Genomic DNA, 14790 nt, shown 5'->3' with positions numbered 1-14790 from the left:
GGCTGCTTACTGGTCCAGCCGGATGTTGGCAGACTTGATCAGCCCATCCCACTTTTCGTATTGCGCGCGGATATAGCTGCCGAACTGCGCGGGCGTGGCCGGGAACGGCACCGTGCCCTGGCTCGCGAGCTTCGCCGACAACTCCGGCTGCTTCAGCGCGGCAACGATCTCGCCGTTGAGCCGGTCGATCACTGCCTTGGGCGTGCCGGCCGGTGCGGCCACGCCGAACCATGCCGTCAGCTCATAGTTGGGCACGCCCGCCGCGGCCAGCGTAGGCACGTCCGGCAGCTGTTCCGAGGGCTTTTGCGTGGTCACCGCCAGCGCGCGCACGCGGTTGTCGCGGATATACGGCAGCGCGGTGGATACGCTGTCGAACATCATCGTGATGCGGCCGCCGATCAGGTCGGTCATGGAGGCGGCGCTGCCCTTGTACGGAATGTGCGCGATATTGACACCGGCGAGATGGGTAAACAATTCACCAGCCAGGTGCGACGACGAGCCGTTGCCGAACGAGCCGTAGGTCAGCCTGCCCGGCTCCTTGCGCGCCAGCGCCAGCAGTTCCTGCACGTTGCGCGCCGGCACCGACGGATGTACCACCAGCACGTTGGGCAGGTAGGCCACGGATGCGACCGGGGCGAAATCCTTGAGCGGGTCGTAGCCCGGCTTGGCATACAGGCTCTTGTTGACCGCAAGCGAGCCGAAGGTGCCGAACAGCAGCGTGTAGCCGTCGGCCGGCGCGCGCGCCACGGCGATGGCAGCCAGGTTGCCGCCGGCGCCGGGCCGGTTGTCTATCACCACCGGCTGCTGCAGCCGCGCCGACAGGGCATTGCCGATCTCGCGCGCCAGCAGGTCGGTCGCGCCGCCGGGCGGGAAGGGCACCACCAGCCGGACCGGCTTGTCCGGGTAGTCCGCCAGTGCCGTGCCTGCCGCCGTGGCGGCGAATGCGAACAGCAGCCCGCTGGCTGCACGCCTGATCCAACCCTGCATCGCTGTCTCCTCCATGTGTTTTCTGGCGATGGAACGGGCCTCAGTGTGTCGCAGCGCGCGCAAGCGCGGGTTTGGCTTTGGCGAAGGCGGCCTTCCGCCGCCTGCACAGCGTGCAGCGGGCGGCCGCGGGCAACTTATTCGGGCCGCTGCAGGCGCGCGATGGTGCCGAACAGCGTCTCCAGCTCCACCGGCTTGACCAGGTGCGCGTCGAACCCCGCGCGCTCGCTCTGCTGCCGGTCGGCAGGCTGGCCGAAGCCGGTCAGCGCGACGTAGCGGGTCTGGTCGGTGCCGGCCACGCCGCGCAGGGCGCGCACCACCTCGAAGCCGTCCATGCCCGGCATGGCGAGGTCGATCAGCGCGATATGCGGACGGCAGCGCGGCGCCACGTGCAGCGCCTCGGCGCCGTCGTAGGCAATGGTCACGTCGTGGCCGCACATTTCCAGCAGCATCGCCAGGCTGTCGGCGGCATCGCGGTTGTCGTCGACCAGCAGGATGCGCTGTGCCTGCAGCACGACGTTGGCACGGCCGCCGGCCGCGGCGCGCCCCGGTGGCTGCATCGTGGCGGCTTCCTGTGCCACCGGCAGCGGCAGCCGCAAGGTGAAGGTGCTGCCCATGCCGGGCCCGGCGCTGGCTGCGGCAATGGTGCCGCCATGCAGTTCCACCAGCGCGCGGCACAGCGACAGGCCGATGCCCAGACCGCCATGCGCATCGGTGCCGGGGCGGCTTTCCTGCACGAACATGGTGAAGATGTCGTCCAGCGATTGCGGCGCGATGCCGCGGCCCTGGTCGATCACCTGTACCAGAAGGGTACGTTTTTGTACGGCGGTGACGATGCTGATGGTCGTCTGCGCCGGCGAGAACTTCGACGCATTCAGGATCAGGTTCTGCATCACCTGCACCAGCCGGGTCTTGTCGGCGTGCATCGGGATCGACGCGGCGTGGGCCTGCACCGCGACGTGCTGCGACTTGGCCTCGAGCGACGGCCGTGCCGCCTCGGTGGCGAGCGCGATCACTTCGTTGAACTCGAGCGGCCCGGTGCGCAGCTCGATGCGCCCGGAGTTGATGCGGCCGATGTCGAGCAGGTCGTCGACCAGCCGGCTCAGGTGCGTGACCTGGCGCTCGATCAGGCTCAGGCTCCTGTCGGCCAGTGCCGCGTCGCCGGGCGCGAGCCGCATTGCCGCCAGCGCGCTGTGCACCGGCGCCAGCGGATTGCGCAGCTCATGCGACAGCGTGGCCAGGAATTCGCTCATGCGCTGGCTGGAGCGCTCCAGCTCTATGTGGCGGCGGCGCTCGCTCATGTCGCGGGTGACCTTGGCGAAGCCCCGCAGCGCGCGCGATTCGTCGTAGACGGCGGTCAGCGTGACGTTGGCCCAGAACAGCGAACCGTCCTTGCGCACGCGCCAGCCTTCGTCCTCGACGCGGCCGGCGCGGCGGGCCTTCTCGAGCAGCCGCGCGGGCTTGCCGGCGGCAATGTCGTCGGGCGGGTAGAACACCGAGAAATGCCGGCCCAGGATCTCGTCGCGGCGATAGCCCTTGATGTATGAGGCGCCGGCATTCCAGCTGACGATATTGCCGGCGGGATCGAGCATGAAGACCGCGTAGTCCTTCACGCCCTCCACCAGCAGCCGCAGCGTTTCCTCGCTCTGGCGCAGTGCTTCGGCGGTGCGGCGCTGGGCGGTCATGTCGCGCGTGACCTTGCCGAAGCCGATCAGCTTGCCGTCCGGATCCTTGAGGGCCGTGATCACCACATTGGCCCAGAAGCGGCTGCCATCCTTGCGCACGCGCCAGCCTTCATCCTCGAAGCGCCCGAACTCGGCGGCGGCCTTGAGCTCGGCATCCGGCCAGCGCCGTGCCACGGCGTCGGGCGTGTAGAAGGTCGAGAAGTGCTTGCCCAGGATTTCTTCGCGGGTATAGCCCTTGATGCGCGCGGCGCCCTTGTTCCAGCTCGACACATGCCCGGTCACGTCGAGCGTGAAGATGGCGTAGTCCTGCACGGACTCGACCAGGGTCCGGTAGGGGGCGTCGGCAGCCACGTCGCCGGGCGCGTTGCCTTGCGACTCGCGGAGTGACGCGTGTGCGGCCGGGCCGTCGGCGCCGGCGGGGTCTTTCTTCATGGCGAAATCTGGGTTCGCTGCTGCCGGCTTGCCGGCGATGTCTGGAAGCGAGCGCCGCCGCGCGGCGCTGCGCATGACATAGCATACGCGCCTCGCGCCGAAGCAGGCGGCCGCGGCGCCTGGGTGGTCCGAAGGTTCGCGACGATGATTCGGAATATACAGATTGTTACGCGGTGCACGATCCATAGAATCGGTCACATGTTTTAAACGCCGTCAATCTTTGTCACGAAACAATGCAATTGCCACCGACCAGCGGCCGGTCCGCGTCGCCCGATGCGCTGCCTTGCTGCGACAGCTGCCCCCACGCGCAGGGCTGCCAGGGGGCCGGCCTGGTACGGCATGCGCATCCCGCGGCCGGTCCGCAGCCGCAGCGCGGCGTCCGGCTGCGCAAGGGGCAGCCGCTGTACCTGATCGGCGATCCGGTCACCGCGCTCTATGCGATCCGAGTCGGCACGCTCAAGACGCATGTCACCACCGAAGACGGCCGCACGCAGGTGGTTGGCTTCCATTTTCCGGGTGAACTGGTCGGGCTCGACAGCCTCGTGCGCACTCGCTACGCGTCGTATGCCACGGCGCTGGAAGACACCAAGCTGTGCATGATCGCGGTCGACCTGGGCAGTGCCGCCATGGCCGCAGCGCCTGCGCTGGCCATCCAGCTGTTCCTGGCGCTCGACTGCATGACCCAGCGCGCGCGGGCCATGCAGACCATGCTGGCGCTGATGACTGCCGAGGAGCGGCTGGTAACGTTCCTGCTGTGGATGGCCGACGGCTTCGCGGCGCGCGGCTTTTCCTCGTCGGCGTTCATCCTGCGCATGAGCCGCGAGGAAATCGGCAGCTATGTCGGCCTGACGCTGGAGACGGTCAGCCGCCAGTTCTCGCGGATGGCAGGGATCGGGCTGATCCGCGTGCGGAACCGTTGCGTCGAGTTGCTGGACAAGCCCGCGCTGCGCGCCATCGCAGAACGCCCGAAGATCTCGGCGCGCACCGCCCCGGACACCGTCGCCGGCTCCGCAGGTACCGCCATTGGCACCACGGCATTTATCCAATGAAGCGCAAACCGGAGCACGCCGACACGAGCGCAGGCACGACGCGCGGCGCGGCGGACCTCGGCGCTGCCGGGGCTGATATCCTGCGCGACATCCAGCAGCTGAACCTCTCCTACCTGATGCTGGCGCAGCGCCTCCTGCGCGAGCACGAAGCCGAGGCGCTGTTCCGGCTTGGCATGCGGCAGGAGCTGGGGCGCGCGCTGGCCGCGCTGGCCCCGGCGCAGATGGTGGCCCTGGCGCAATCGAACCTGCTGCTGTGCCGCTTCAGGCTGGAAGACAGCAAGGTGCTGGCATCGTTGACGGCGCCCGAGGCGCGCCACCCGCTGCAGGGCATGCATGCGGCGATCGTGATGGCCTCGCAGCCTGCCGGCGGGACGCGCTGATGCCAGCCCTGGCACTTGCGCGCCCCGCCACCGCCCGCATGGGCATAGCAACCAACCATGGAGTTATTGATGACGGGTACCGCCTCGAGCTACGTCGAGACCAGCCTGAGACTGTCCGGCAACGCGGGCCAGCCGGGCACATTGCCGACCCGCACTGAAATCACCGGCATGCCGCACGCGCACGCGCTGCTCCGAGCGCTGCCGGGCGACGCCATCGCGCAGCGCTGCATCGAAGCCGCACTGCGCGTGCTGGTGCAGGCGGGACACCAGCCGGTGCGCACGGTGGTGTACAGCGGGCAGGGCCGGCAGGCGTCGCTGGACTTCTACGTCGAGGCCGGCTTGGTGGCGTGCTGCGAGCTCGATGGCGCGCTGCAGCGCCAGCTGGCCAGCCTGTGCACGAGCGTGCTGCCACCGGGGCTGGCGCTGTCGGTGCGGCCGATCGGCACGTATGTGCCCGACGGCCCGACGGCGGGCCAGCGCGGCGCGGCGGAGCGCTTGCGCAAGTGCGCCGGCGATTTGCTGTGCCGCGGCGGCGAGATGAACCAGCGGCTGTCGTCGGTTTGCGCCTACCTGGCGGCGCTCCACGATGCGCAGGCCACTGCCGACCGGCTTGGCCACCTCGACCAGAGCCTGTTCGGCAAGGGCCAGGAATCGCTGTCGTGGCGCCTGCGCCGGCATCACAGCGTGGAAGGGCGGGCGCTGGCACAGGCGCTCGAAGCGCTGTCGCGGGCCGCCGACTGCGCGCTGCATGAGCTGGGCAAGCCGTACGGCGCCGACCATGCGCGCTACCAGTTCGAGCAGATGCAGCGCTTCTGTGAGCAGATCGAGCGGATTCGCTAGGGCGCGCGGGTCAGATCCCGGCCATGCAGGTGTACTTGATGACCAGGTAATCCTCGATACCGTAGTGCGAACCCTCGCGGCCCACGCCCGACTGCTTGACGCCGCCGAAGGGCGCCACCTCGTTCGAGATCAGCCCGGTATTGACGCCCACCATGCCGTACTCCAGCCGCTCGGACACGCGCCAGACGCGGCCCAGGTCGCGCGCATAGAAGTAGCTGGCCAGGCCGAACTCGGTATCGTTGGCCATGGCCACGACCTCGTCCTCGGTGTCGAAGCGGAACAGCGGCGCCAGCGGCCCGAAGGTTTCCTCGCGCGCGACCAGCATGCCGGGCGCGACATCGGCCAGCACGGTCGGCTGGAAGAACGAATGGCCGAGCGCGTGGCGCTGGCCGCCATGCAGCACGCGCGCCCCCTTGCCGACGGCGTCGGCAATATGCTCTTCGACCTTGGCCACGGCCTTGTCGTCGATCAGCGGCCCGATGCGCACGCCGTCATCCATGCCGTTGCCGACCTTGAGCGCGGCCACCGCCGCCACCAGCTTCTTCGCAAAGGCCTCGTACACGCCCGCCTGCACATAGATGCGGTTGGCGCAAACGCAGGTCTGGCCGGCGTTGCGGTATTTCGACACGATCGCCCCTTCCACCGCGGCATCGAGGTCGGCATCGTCGAACACGATGAAGGGCGCGTTGCCGCCCAGCTCCATCGAAACCTTCTTGATGGTCGACGCGGTCTGCGCCATCAGCACGCGGCCCACCTGGGTCGAGCCCGTAAAGGTCAGCTTGCGCACCAGCGGGTTGCCGCTCATCTCGCCGCCGATCGCGCTCGCCGAGCCCGTCACCACCGACAGCACGCCGGCCGGAATGCCGGCACGCTCGGCCAGCGCCACCAGCGCCAGCGCGGTCAGCGGCGTCTGCGACGCGGGCTTGAGCACCATGGTGCAGCCGACTGCCAGCGCAGGGCCGGCCTTGCGCGTGATCATCGCCGCCGGGAAGTTCCACGGCGTGATCGCCGCGCACACGCCGACAGGCTCCTTGGTGACGACGATGCGCTGGTTGGTGGCCGGCGCGGGAATGGTGTCGCCATAGACCCGCTTGCCTTCTTCGGCGAACCATTCGATGAATGAGGCCGCATAGGCAATTTCGCCGCGTGCCTCGGCGATCGGCTTGCCCTGCTCTGCGGTCATGATGCGCGCCAGGTCTTCCTGGTTGGCCAGGATCAGCTCGAACCACTTGCGCAGCTGCACCGAACGTTCCTTGGCCGTGCGCGCGCGCCAGGCGGGCAGGGCGCGGTTGGCGGCTTCGATGGCCTGGCGGGTTTCCTCGGCGCCCAGCTGCGGCACCTGGCCGACGCGTTCGCCGGTGGCGGGGTTGGTGACGTCGATGCGGCGCTCGCCATCTGTCCAGCGGCCGTCGATATAGCATTGCTGCCGCAGCAGCGAAGAATCCTGGAGGTTGAGCATGATGGTTCCGGCGGAAGGCTTTGGGGGCGGTAGGCGGAAGGGCTGGATAGCCTGAGGGCGATTGTAATCCGGCCCGCGTCGAGGTTCTTGCCGCCGCCGCGTGAAAGCGTGAAAGCCGTGCGGGGCCTGCCGCGCGTGCCGGTCATCGCGCGATGCCTGGGAAGGAGCCGGCATGCACCGGGCGTCCCGCGAGAAGCAGGACGGCTGGGTGAAGGTGCGGTGATGCGGGCCCGGTCAGGCCGGAGCGGGTCCGCGCGCGGGAGCGTCCGGAGCCTCGATGCCCCAGTCGCCGTAGTCGAGCCAGTCGTCGCCGAGCAGTTCGATGGGATGCTGCGTCCGGCTGGAGCCGTTGCCGCATCCCATGGCGTCGGTCGGGCAGTATTTGTCGCAACCCCAGCAGACGCGCTCGGGATGGCTTGGGTGCAGGGGAAATTTCTTGGCCATGGCGTGGTTGGCGGGCGGAAAGCGCCCGCTTGAGCCAGATTATCCGGCCCCCCAACAATGCAGATTTGCCCAAGATCAAGGCGGGCCGAAGCCCAGCGCGGACCTGCCGATTGCGCCGGCTCCGGCTTCAGCGCCAGCCATCGGCGTCCAGCCATGTCCAGCGGTCCGGCGCCTCGCCATCCGACGAGGCCAGCAGCAGGCTTTCGCCGCAATCGCCGCAGCGGTACACGAAAGCGTTCTGGCCGCTGGTGGTGCTTAGCGTGGCCGACTTCAGCAGGCGCGCATGTGGCGGGAAATGCCCCGGCCGGTCCAGTTGCGACAGGCAAAGGTCGCACAAAGGCATGTTGGTTCCTCCAGCACGAATTCCGCAGCAGGAAAAATGCTGTGGTGCAGCATCCGTGGATTGAGTATAGATGCATTGGGGATGCGCGGGTCCGCGCCGGTCTTGCGCCGGCGCGTGGGAAAGCGAACAGACTATTCGCCAAGGAACTCCGCCACCACTTCCAGCCCTTCGATGTGATCGGCCACGACCTTGGCAATGGTGATCAGCGGGATCGCGAGCAGCATGCCCCACACGCCCCACAGCCACGTGAACAGCAGCAGCGCCACGAACACCGCGACGGCATTCATCCTGGCCATGCGACCCGTCATCCAGGTGGTGACGAGCGAGCCGATCAGCGTGGCGATCAACAATGAGCCGCCCGCGGCTGCCGCGGCCATGCCGAGCGTGCCGAACTGCATGAACGTCACCATGCCCAGGCACAACGCGATCGCCATTGCGCCAAAGTAAGGCACCAGGTGCAGCGCGCCCGCCGCGATCGACCAGCTGCCCGCGTTATTGACGCCAAGCCATTTCAGCAGCAGCCAGGTACAGACCCCCAGCGCCGCATTGGTCACCAGCAGCATGCCCATGTAACGCTGGATCGAGCGGTTGACCTCGTCCAGCATGTGCACGCTGATTTTCTTTTCGGAGATGGTATTGCCGACCATCTTGATGAACTTGCGCTTGAAGGTGTCGCCCGCCAGCAGCAGGAAATAGAGCAGGAACACCACCACCACCGCCTGGCCGGCCATGGTGAAGATGCTCACCGAGCCGGCCAGCAGCATGGTGTTGATCTGGTCCCCCGAGTGGTCCACCACCACGTGCGGCACGCGCACCGGCGGCGGCTGCCCGGCGCCGCTGAGCACGGTGGCGGCGCGCCGGACCTTTTGCCACATCGAATCGTCGCCGCTCAGCAGGGCGCCGACCGAACGCGACAGCTTGCTGGCGACATCGGGCAGACTGTTGACGATGGACTCCACCTGGCCTTGCACCAGGTAGGCGCCGCTGAGCAGCGCGCACAGCAGCGCCAGCAGCACCACCGTGCTGGCCGCCACGCGCGGCATGCCCAGCCGCTGCAGCGCGCGCACCGGCGGGTCGAGCAGGTAGGCGAGCACGATCGCGATCACCACCGGCACCAGGAAATCGCGGGCGAGATGCACGGCATAGAGCGAGAACAGCACTGCCAGCACGACCAGCGCCGTGCTGGCGCGCTGCAGGGCCGCGGACACCGTGGCAGGCGCGATCGCCACCGTCGGGGCGTCGGCCTGCTCTGCCGGATCTGCTTCCACAGGAGCAGGCGGCTCGGCATGCGGTATCGGGGACGGAGCGGGGTCGGGAACGGTCGACATAGCCGGCGCTTCGGCAAAAAAGGGCTGTCTTTGAAATGTAGCTGCCTGGCGACGCGCGGCTGTCGGACGCCGCCGACTGCTGGTGTCAGACAAGGGCGGCTGGTCGGCGTGTGGCATGCGCGGCATTTGCGCCTGCAAGTTGCCACGGCAATTTTGAACGGTCGGGACAGGTGGCGCGGGCATCCCCCATACAGCGGGCGCTGTCCGAACTGGTGAGGGAGGCCCTGCTGTACCGGCGCGCCGGGTTCGGTACCTTTGGCAACAAGGCGGAAAAGCCCGGCCGGCAGCTCAAGCGCTGCCGGGCCGGGCCTCTCATGGCCGGGCTCGTGTTGCGAGGCGCCCATTGCGGGGCGCCTGCGGCCGGGCCATTACGGCGGTCAGCCGGTGACGGTCTTGGTTTCGAGATACTCGGCGATGCCTTCCGGACCGAACTCGCGACCGTTGCCCGAGGCCTTGTAGCCGCCGAACGGCACCGAGATGTCCATCGACGCGCCATTGATGCGCACGCTGCCGGCCCGCAGGCGCGCGGCCAGCTTGCGGGTGCGCTCGGGGTTGGACGACGCGATGTACGCCGCCAGGCCGAACTCCGTATCGTTGGCGATGGCCACGGCGTCGTCCTCGGTGTCGTAAGGCAGTATGCACAAGACCGGCCCGAAGATCTCCTCGCGCGCAATGGTCATGTCATTGCGCACGTCGGCAAAGACGGTCGGGCGGGCATAGAACCCTTGCGCCAGCCCCTCGGGACGGCCCGGGCCGCCGGCGGCCACGCGCGCGCCTTCCTCGATGCCGACGCCGATCAGCCGCTGCACCTTCTCGTACTGTGCGCGGTTGGAGAGCGGTCCCATTTTGGTCTGCGCATCGGCGGGGTCGCCCACCGTGACCGCGTTGGCCACCACCGCGGCAATCTGCACCGCCTGTTCATACTGCGCGCGCGGCACCAGCATGCGGGTCGGCGCGATGCAGGTCTGCCCGGAATTCAGCATCACGTGGGCGACGCCGCTGGTCACGGCGGCCTGCAAATCGGCATCGTCCAGGATCACCAGCGGCGACTTGCCGCCCAGTTCCTGCGTCACGCGCTTGACCGTCGGCGCGGCGCTGATCGCCACCTCGACGCCGGCGCGCGTCGAGCCGGTGATCGAGACCATGTCGACATCGCGGTGCGACGACAGCGCCGTGCCGACCACGCGGCCTTCGCCAAAGACCATGTTGAATACACCCGGCGGCGTGCCGGCGGCATCCATGATCTCGGCAAAGATCTGCGCGTCGAGGGGCGCGATTTCCGATGGCTTGAGTACCACGGTACAGCCCGCCGCCAGCGCCGGCGCCACCTTGGCGGCGATCTGGTTCAGCGGCCAGTTCCATGGCGTGATCAGCGCCGCCACGCCGATGGCCTCGCGCAACAGGTAGCTCTTGCCGCGCTGGCTTTCGAATTCGAACTCGCGCAGCGCCTGCACCGTGGCCTGCAGTTGCGCCAGGCCGATCGCGGCCTGCAGGTTGGTGGCGACGGTGATTGGCGCGCCGATCTCCTGCCGCACCGCCTGCGCCAGGTCGCCCAGGCGCGCCTGGTACGCGGCCATGATGCGCTCGAGCAGGGCGATGCGGTCCTCTCGGGTGGATGCCGACCACGCCGGCAAGGCGGCGCGCGCGGCAGCTACCGCGTGGTCCACGTCGGCAGCCGTGCCCATGGCGATCCTGCCCGCCACCGACTCGGTGGCCGGATCGATGAGATCGGCCTGGGTCGCACCCGGCGCGGGTTGCACCCACTGGCCGTTGATATAGAACTTGTCGACGAGTTTCATCGGGTTTGCCTCGCAGGTCGATGGGAAAATCGATGGGGTAATCGATGGGGAGGGGCCGCTCATGCCGGACGGTCGCCGATGATGGTGGCGCGGTTCATGTGGCGCACGGCGGGGAAGTAGTCCTGCACCGCGTAGTGCTGCGTAGAGCGGTTGTCCCACAGGGCGATGGTGTCGGGCTGCCAGCGCAGGCGCACCTGGTATTCGGGCGCCGCCGCCTGGCGGTACAGGTATTGCAGCAGGTCCAGTTCGGCGGGGCGATAGTCCGAGCCGATGCGGTAGGCCTGTTCCTTGACAAAGTTGGCGAAGTGCGTGGTGAAGGCCTCGTTGACGAAGAGGATCTTCTCGCCGGTTTCCGGATGGGTGCGCACCACCGGATGCACCATCGGCGGGTACTTGGCGCGCATTTCCGCATACTTTTCCTCGGACAGCGCGGCGCCAAAGGCGGGCATCGCGTCATGGACCGCCTTCAGGTTGGCAATGCGCGCCTTCACGTCCTCGGGCAGCTTCTCATAGGCCGCGGCCATGTTGATCCAGATGGTGTCGCCACCCACCTCGGGACAGGTAATACAGCGCAGCATCGAGCCCATCGACGGAATCCCGCGCCAGGACACATCGGAGTGGTACAGGTTCTCGCGCCCGCGCTTTTCGCCGTCGCGGCCGAACACCACCAGCTCGGGATGCTCGGGATGGTTGGTGAACATCGGATGCACTTCGAGTTCGCCGAAGCGGCGCGCGACGGCCACGTGCTGCGCCGGCGTGATCGCCTGCTTGCGGAAGAACAGCACCTTGTGCGTCAGCAGCGCGGCGCGCAGCGCGAGGTAGGTGCCGTCATCCAGGGCTTCGCGGAAATCGATGCCTTCGACTTCGGCGCCAATGGCAGGCGTGCAGCGGCGCACGGTGAACGGCCAGGAGGCCGGGTCTTGGGCGCGGAACGCTTCCGGGCTGAGGGTCAGGGCGGTGGCTTGCATGCGTTGTCTCCTTTGTGATGGCTGTTGCGGATGCAGTTCGCCGCCCGGACCAGCCAGGCGGCGAGGGGTTTTCAGCGGGCCGAGGCCTTGATCAGGTCCGCAGCCTTTTCGCCGATCATGATCGTCGGCGCGTTGGTATTGCCGCCGACCAGCGTCGGCATCACCGAGGCATCGGCAACGCGCAGCCCGTCGATGCCGCGCACGCGCAACTCGGGATCGACGACCGCCATGTCGTCGATCCCCATCCTGCAGGTGCCGACCGGGTGGTAGACGGTGTCCGCGTGCGTGCGGATGAAATGGCGGATGGCCTCTTCGTTGCTGTTGTCCGGGCCGAAATCGTCGGTCAGCAGCTCACGGCCCCCGTATTGCGCCAGCGCCGGCTGGGCGAAGATGCGGCGGATGGCGCGCACGCCGGCCACCATGCCGGCCATGTCCTCCTGCGCCGACAGGAAGCGTGGGTCGATCAGCGGCGCGTCGCGCATGTCCGCGCTGCGCAGGCGCACGTGGCCGCGGCTCTTCGGTCGCAGCACGCAGGCATGGCACGAATAGCCGTGGCCGAGCTTGCTGCGCTTGTCCATGTTGCGGTTGCCGACCAGCGCGACCACGAACACCAGTTGCACATCAGGGATGGAAAGCTCGGGACGGCTGCGGAAAAACGCGCCGGCCTCGGCAAAGTTGGACGTGACCATGCCGGTGCGGTGGCGCCGGTAGCGCATGACCTCGCCCGCCATGCGCAGCAGCCCGCCTGCGGTCTGCCCGAACAGGTCGGTCGAATGCAGTTGCTTGTTGACGATGATGTCGAGGTGGTCCTGCAGGTTTTCGCCCACGCCGGGCAGGTCATGGACCACGTCGATGCCAAGGCCGCGCAGCTGTGCCGCCGAGCCGACGCCCGAAGCCATCAGCAACTGCGGCGAGTTGAAGGCACCCGTGCTGAGCACGATCTCGCGCCGCGCGCGCAGCACCTGCTTCTCGCCGTCGCGCACGATCTCCACGCCGGTGGCGCGCCGGCCCTCGAACAGGATCCGCAGCGCCTGCGCGTCGGTCAACACCGACAGGCCGCTGCGTCCGCCGTTGAAGGCCTTGTCCGCGGCATCGCCGCGATGCAGGTAGGCGCGCGCCGTGTTCCAGCGCTCGCCGTTGCGCTGCGTTACCTGGTACAGGCCGGCACCTTCCTGCGTTAGTCCGTTGAAATCGGCATTGGGCGCCATGCCGGCCTGCAGCGACGCTTCGACAAAGCGCCGCGAGAACGGATTGGGCGAGCGCAGGTCGCTGACATGCAGCGGACCGTCGCTGCCGTGCAGCGGATCACTGGCCAGCCTGGCGTTGTGCTCACTGCGGCGGAAGTAGGGCAGCACGTCGTCGAAGCCCCAGCCCTTGCAACCCAGAGCTGCCCATTCATCGTAGTCATTGCGATGGCCGCGCACGTAGAGCATGCCGTTGATCGAAGAGCTGCCGCCCAGCCCGCGCCCTCGCGGCTGGTAAGAGCGCCGGCCGTTCAGCCCGGCCTGTGGTTCGGTGTAGTACGCATAGTTGCGCGGCCCGGCCTTGGGAACGGTGTGGGCAAAGCCGATGGGCGCCCAGACCGAGAAGTGGTGGTCATGCGGCCCTGCCTCGAGCAGCGCCACGGTTGCGCCACGGTCTTCGGCCAGCCTTGCGGCCACGGCGCAGCCCGCCGAACCCGCGCCGATCACGATGTAGTCAAAGTCCGCCGTCGCGCGCGCGGCGCCTGGTGTTGCGTGGGTATGCAATTGCGTGTCTCCTGAGTCGCCGGCATGCAAGGTGGGTTGGGGAATGTCGGGGGCGCTGGCATGCGCTGGCGATGCGATACTGCCATTACCTGTTATAACAGGTCAACGAGTTTACGGCCTAACCTGTCATGATAGGTATAATCCCTGATCCCCCGCATCGGAGCCGCCGCCAGGCGGAACACAACGTGGCGCTGCCAAGATTCAAGGAAATCGAGAACGAGATCCGGGAGCGGATCGTCCGCAACCAGCTGGGTCCGGGCGCAAAGCTGCCGTCGGAGGCCGAGCTGATGACGGAATTTGCCGTAAGCCGGATCACCGTGCGCCAGGCGTTGTCTGGCCTGCACAATGCCGGGCTGATCGAAAAGGTCAACGGCAAGGGCAGCTTCGTCACGCGCCCGGCCGACACGCCAAGCCTCGGTGCGCTGACCGGTTTCTACGAGACCGCCCGTGCGCGCGGCCAGCTGGCGTATGGCAAGCTCGCCTCGGTCAAGCTGGTCCGCGCGCCGGCGTTCGTGACCAGCGTGCTCGACCTGGAACCCGCGGAGAAAGTGTTGAGCGTGTCGACCGTGCGCTTCTGGGACGATGCGCCGGTGGCGTATTTCACGCTGCTTGGGCGCGAGCCGCTGATGCGGCGGCTGGTGCAGGAAGACCTGGAGACCAATGACGCCATGTCGGTGCTCGAGAGCCGGCTCGGCTACCGCTTCAAGGAGTCGACGATGGAGGCGAGCGCGGTAGCCGCGCCGGCCGAAGTGGCCAGGCGGCTGGGCGTCGCCGAGGGCGAGCCGCTGCTGCGGCTGCGTTGCACGCCGTACGACATCAACGGCACGCCGCTGCTCTGCGCCGAACTGGTGTTCCGGCCGGACCGCTACGCGTACAAATGGACGCTCAGGCGCTAGGTTCGTTTTTCTGTAAGCGCTGAACTAAACCACCGGGGGCGCGCGGTAAGTTTTACGCGCGCCGCGCACTTCTTACTGCAGCAAGCCCGCAGTGTTGTCCTTTCCCGCCGTTGGTCCGGCAACGGCAGCCCATTGCCGGCATCGCTGCGGACTACTGGTACGTCAGTTGCGTGATGACGCAGCGGAGCGGCGATTTCTGCGCGCTCGCCGGCCGGTCCTGCATCGATGCAAGGCCCGGTCGCAACCTGCAAGACGGAGGACCACATGAAAACGACGCTACGCATTGGCACTGCATTACTCGCCTCGCTCGGTATCCTGGCTGGATGCACTGCCACCGGCAGCACCAGCGGATCAGGATCGTTGTCGGGTTCCGGCTCGGTGTCAGAGCAGCAACGCAGCCGCAGCGGCTATGGCTCGCCGAGTTCCAGCACTTCC

At 67.9% G+C, this 14790-nt stretch carries 13 protein-coding genes; 4 read left to right on the top strand and 9 right to left on the bottom strand.

All coding sequences use genetic code 11. The features are described from left to right. Window positions 1-6: 6 nt before the first annotated feature. Complete coding sequence (locus E0W60_RS01810) at window positions 7-987, bottom strand: tripartite tricarboxylate transporter substrate binding protein (RefSeq protein WP_133094521.1); 981 nt, start codon at window positions 985-987, stop codon at window positions 7-9. Window positions 988-1121: 134 nt separating this feature from the next. Continuing rightward, window positions 1122-3101 carry a PAS domain-containing hybrid sensor histidine kinase/response regulator gene (locus E0W60_RS01805; protein ID WP_135702829.1) on the bottom strand — a complete coding sequence of 660 codons (1980 nt, stop codon included), beginning with the start codon at window positions 3099-3101 and terminating at the stop codon, window positions 1122-1124. A gap of 239 nt (window positions 3102-3340) precedes the next feature. Here E0W60_RS01805 and E0W60_RS01800 point away from each other — a divergent pair, with 239 nt between their 5' ends. From E0W60_RS01800 to E0W60_RS01790, 3 genes are all read left to right on the top strand, one after another. Next, window positions 3341-4150 carry a helix-turn-helix domain-containing protein gene (locus E0W60_RS01800; protein ID WP_240745811.1) on the top strand — a complete coding sequence of 270 codons (810 nt, stop codon included), beginning with the start codon at window positions 3341-3343 and terminating at the stop codon, window positions 4148-4150. Continuing rightward, complete coding sequence (gene flhD / locus E0W60_RS01795; protein ID WP_133094524.1) at window positions 4147-4530, top strand: flagellar transcriptional regulator FlhD; 384 nt, start codon at window positions 4147-4149, stop codon at window positions 4528-4530. Before E0W60_RS01800 ends, flhD begins: the two co-directional genes overlap by 4 nt. A 69-nt stretch (window positions 4531-4599) precedes the next feature. Next, window positions 4600-5370, top strand: coding sequence for a hypothetical protein (locus E0W60_RS01790; RefSeq protein ID WP_195427816.1), 771 nt, complete (start codon window positions 4600-4602; stop codon window positions 5368-5370). Window positions 5371-5380: 10 nt separating this feature from the next. Here the strand turns inward: E0W60_RS01790 and gabD are convergent, their stop codons facing one another. From gabD to E0W60_RS01755, 7 genes are all read right to left on the bottom strand, one after another. After that, the gene (gabD, locus tag E0W60_RS01785; protein WP_135702828.1) at window positions 5381-6829 is read right to left on the bottom strand and encodes an NADP-dependent succinate-semialdehyde dehydrogenase; all 1449 of its coding nucleotides are present in this window, start codon (window positions 6827-6829) and stop codon (window positions 5381-5383) included. A gap of 234 nt (window positions 6830-7063) precedes the next feature. After that, window positions 7064-7273: a DUF3079 domain-containing protein gene (locus E0W60_RS01780; protein ID WP_133094526.1), complete on the bottom strand. Its 210-nt coding sequence runs from the start codon at window positions 7271-7273 to the stop codon at window positions 7064-7066. Between the two features lie 127 nt (window positions 7274-7400). Beyond that, window positions 7401-7616, bottom strand: a complete 216-nt coding sequence (locus E0W60_RS01775) for a hypothetical protein (RefSeq protein ID WP_135702827.1) — start codon at window positions 7614-7616, stop codon at window positions 7401-7403. Window positions 7617-7747: 131 nt separating this feature from the next. Then, on the bottom strand, window positions 7748-8944 hold the full coding sequence (locus E0W60_RS01770) for an AI-2E family transporter (protein WP_135702826.1): 1197 nt from the start codon (window positions 8942-8944) through the stop codon (window positions 7748-7750). Window positions 8945-9321: 377 nt separating this feature from the next. After that, window positions 9322-10743, bottom strand: coding sequence for an aldehyde dehydrogenase family protein (locus tag E0W60_RS01765; RefSeq protein ID WP_135702825.1), 1422 nt, complete (start codon window positions 10741-10743; stop codon window positions 9322-9324). Window positions 10744-10802: 59 nt separating this feature from the next. After that, window positions 10803-11711 (bottom strand): TauD/TfdA dioxygenase family protein, encoded by a 909-nt coding sequence (locus E0W60_RS01760; protein WP_135702824.1) that lies wholly within the window; start codon window positions 11709-11711, stop codon window positions 10803-10805. Between the two features lie 71 nt (window positions 11712-11782). After that, a complete protein-coding gene (locus E0W60_RS01755; RefSeq protein WP_135702823.1) occupies window positions 11783-13459 on the bottom strand; it encodes a GMC family oxidoreductase in 1677 nt (558 codons plus the stop codon). 185 nt (window positions 13460-13644) lie between these two features. Here E0W60_RS01755 and E0W60_RS01750 point away from each other — a divergent pair, with 185 nt between their 5' ends. Further along, a complete protein-coding gene (locus E0W60_RS01750) occupies window positions 13645-14355 on the top strand; it encodes a GntR family transcriptional regulator (RefSeq protein WP_133094532.1) in 711 nt (236 codons plus the stop codon). Window positions 14356-14790 lie beyond the last annotated feature (435 nt).

The sequence above is a fragment of the Cupriavidus oxalaticus genome, from assembly GCF_004768545.1.
In the GTDB taxonomy this organism is placed as follows: Bacteria; Pseudomonadota; Gammaproteobacteria; order Burkholderiales; family Burkholderiaceae; genus Cupriavidus; species Cupriavidus oxalaticus_A.
Note: the sequence above shows the minus strand (reverse complement) of the source record. Positions and strands in the feature narration are given on the sequence as shown.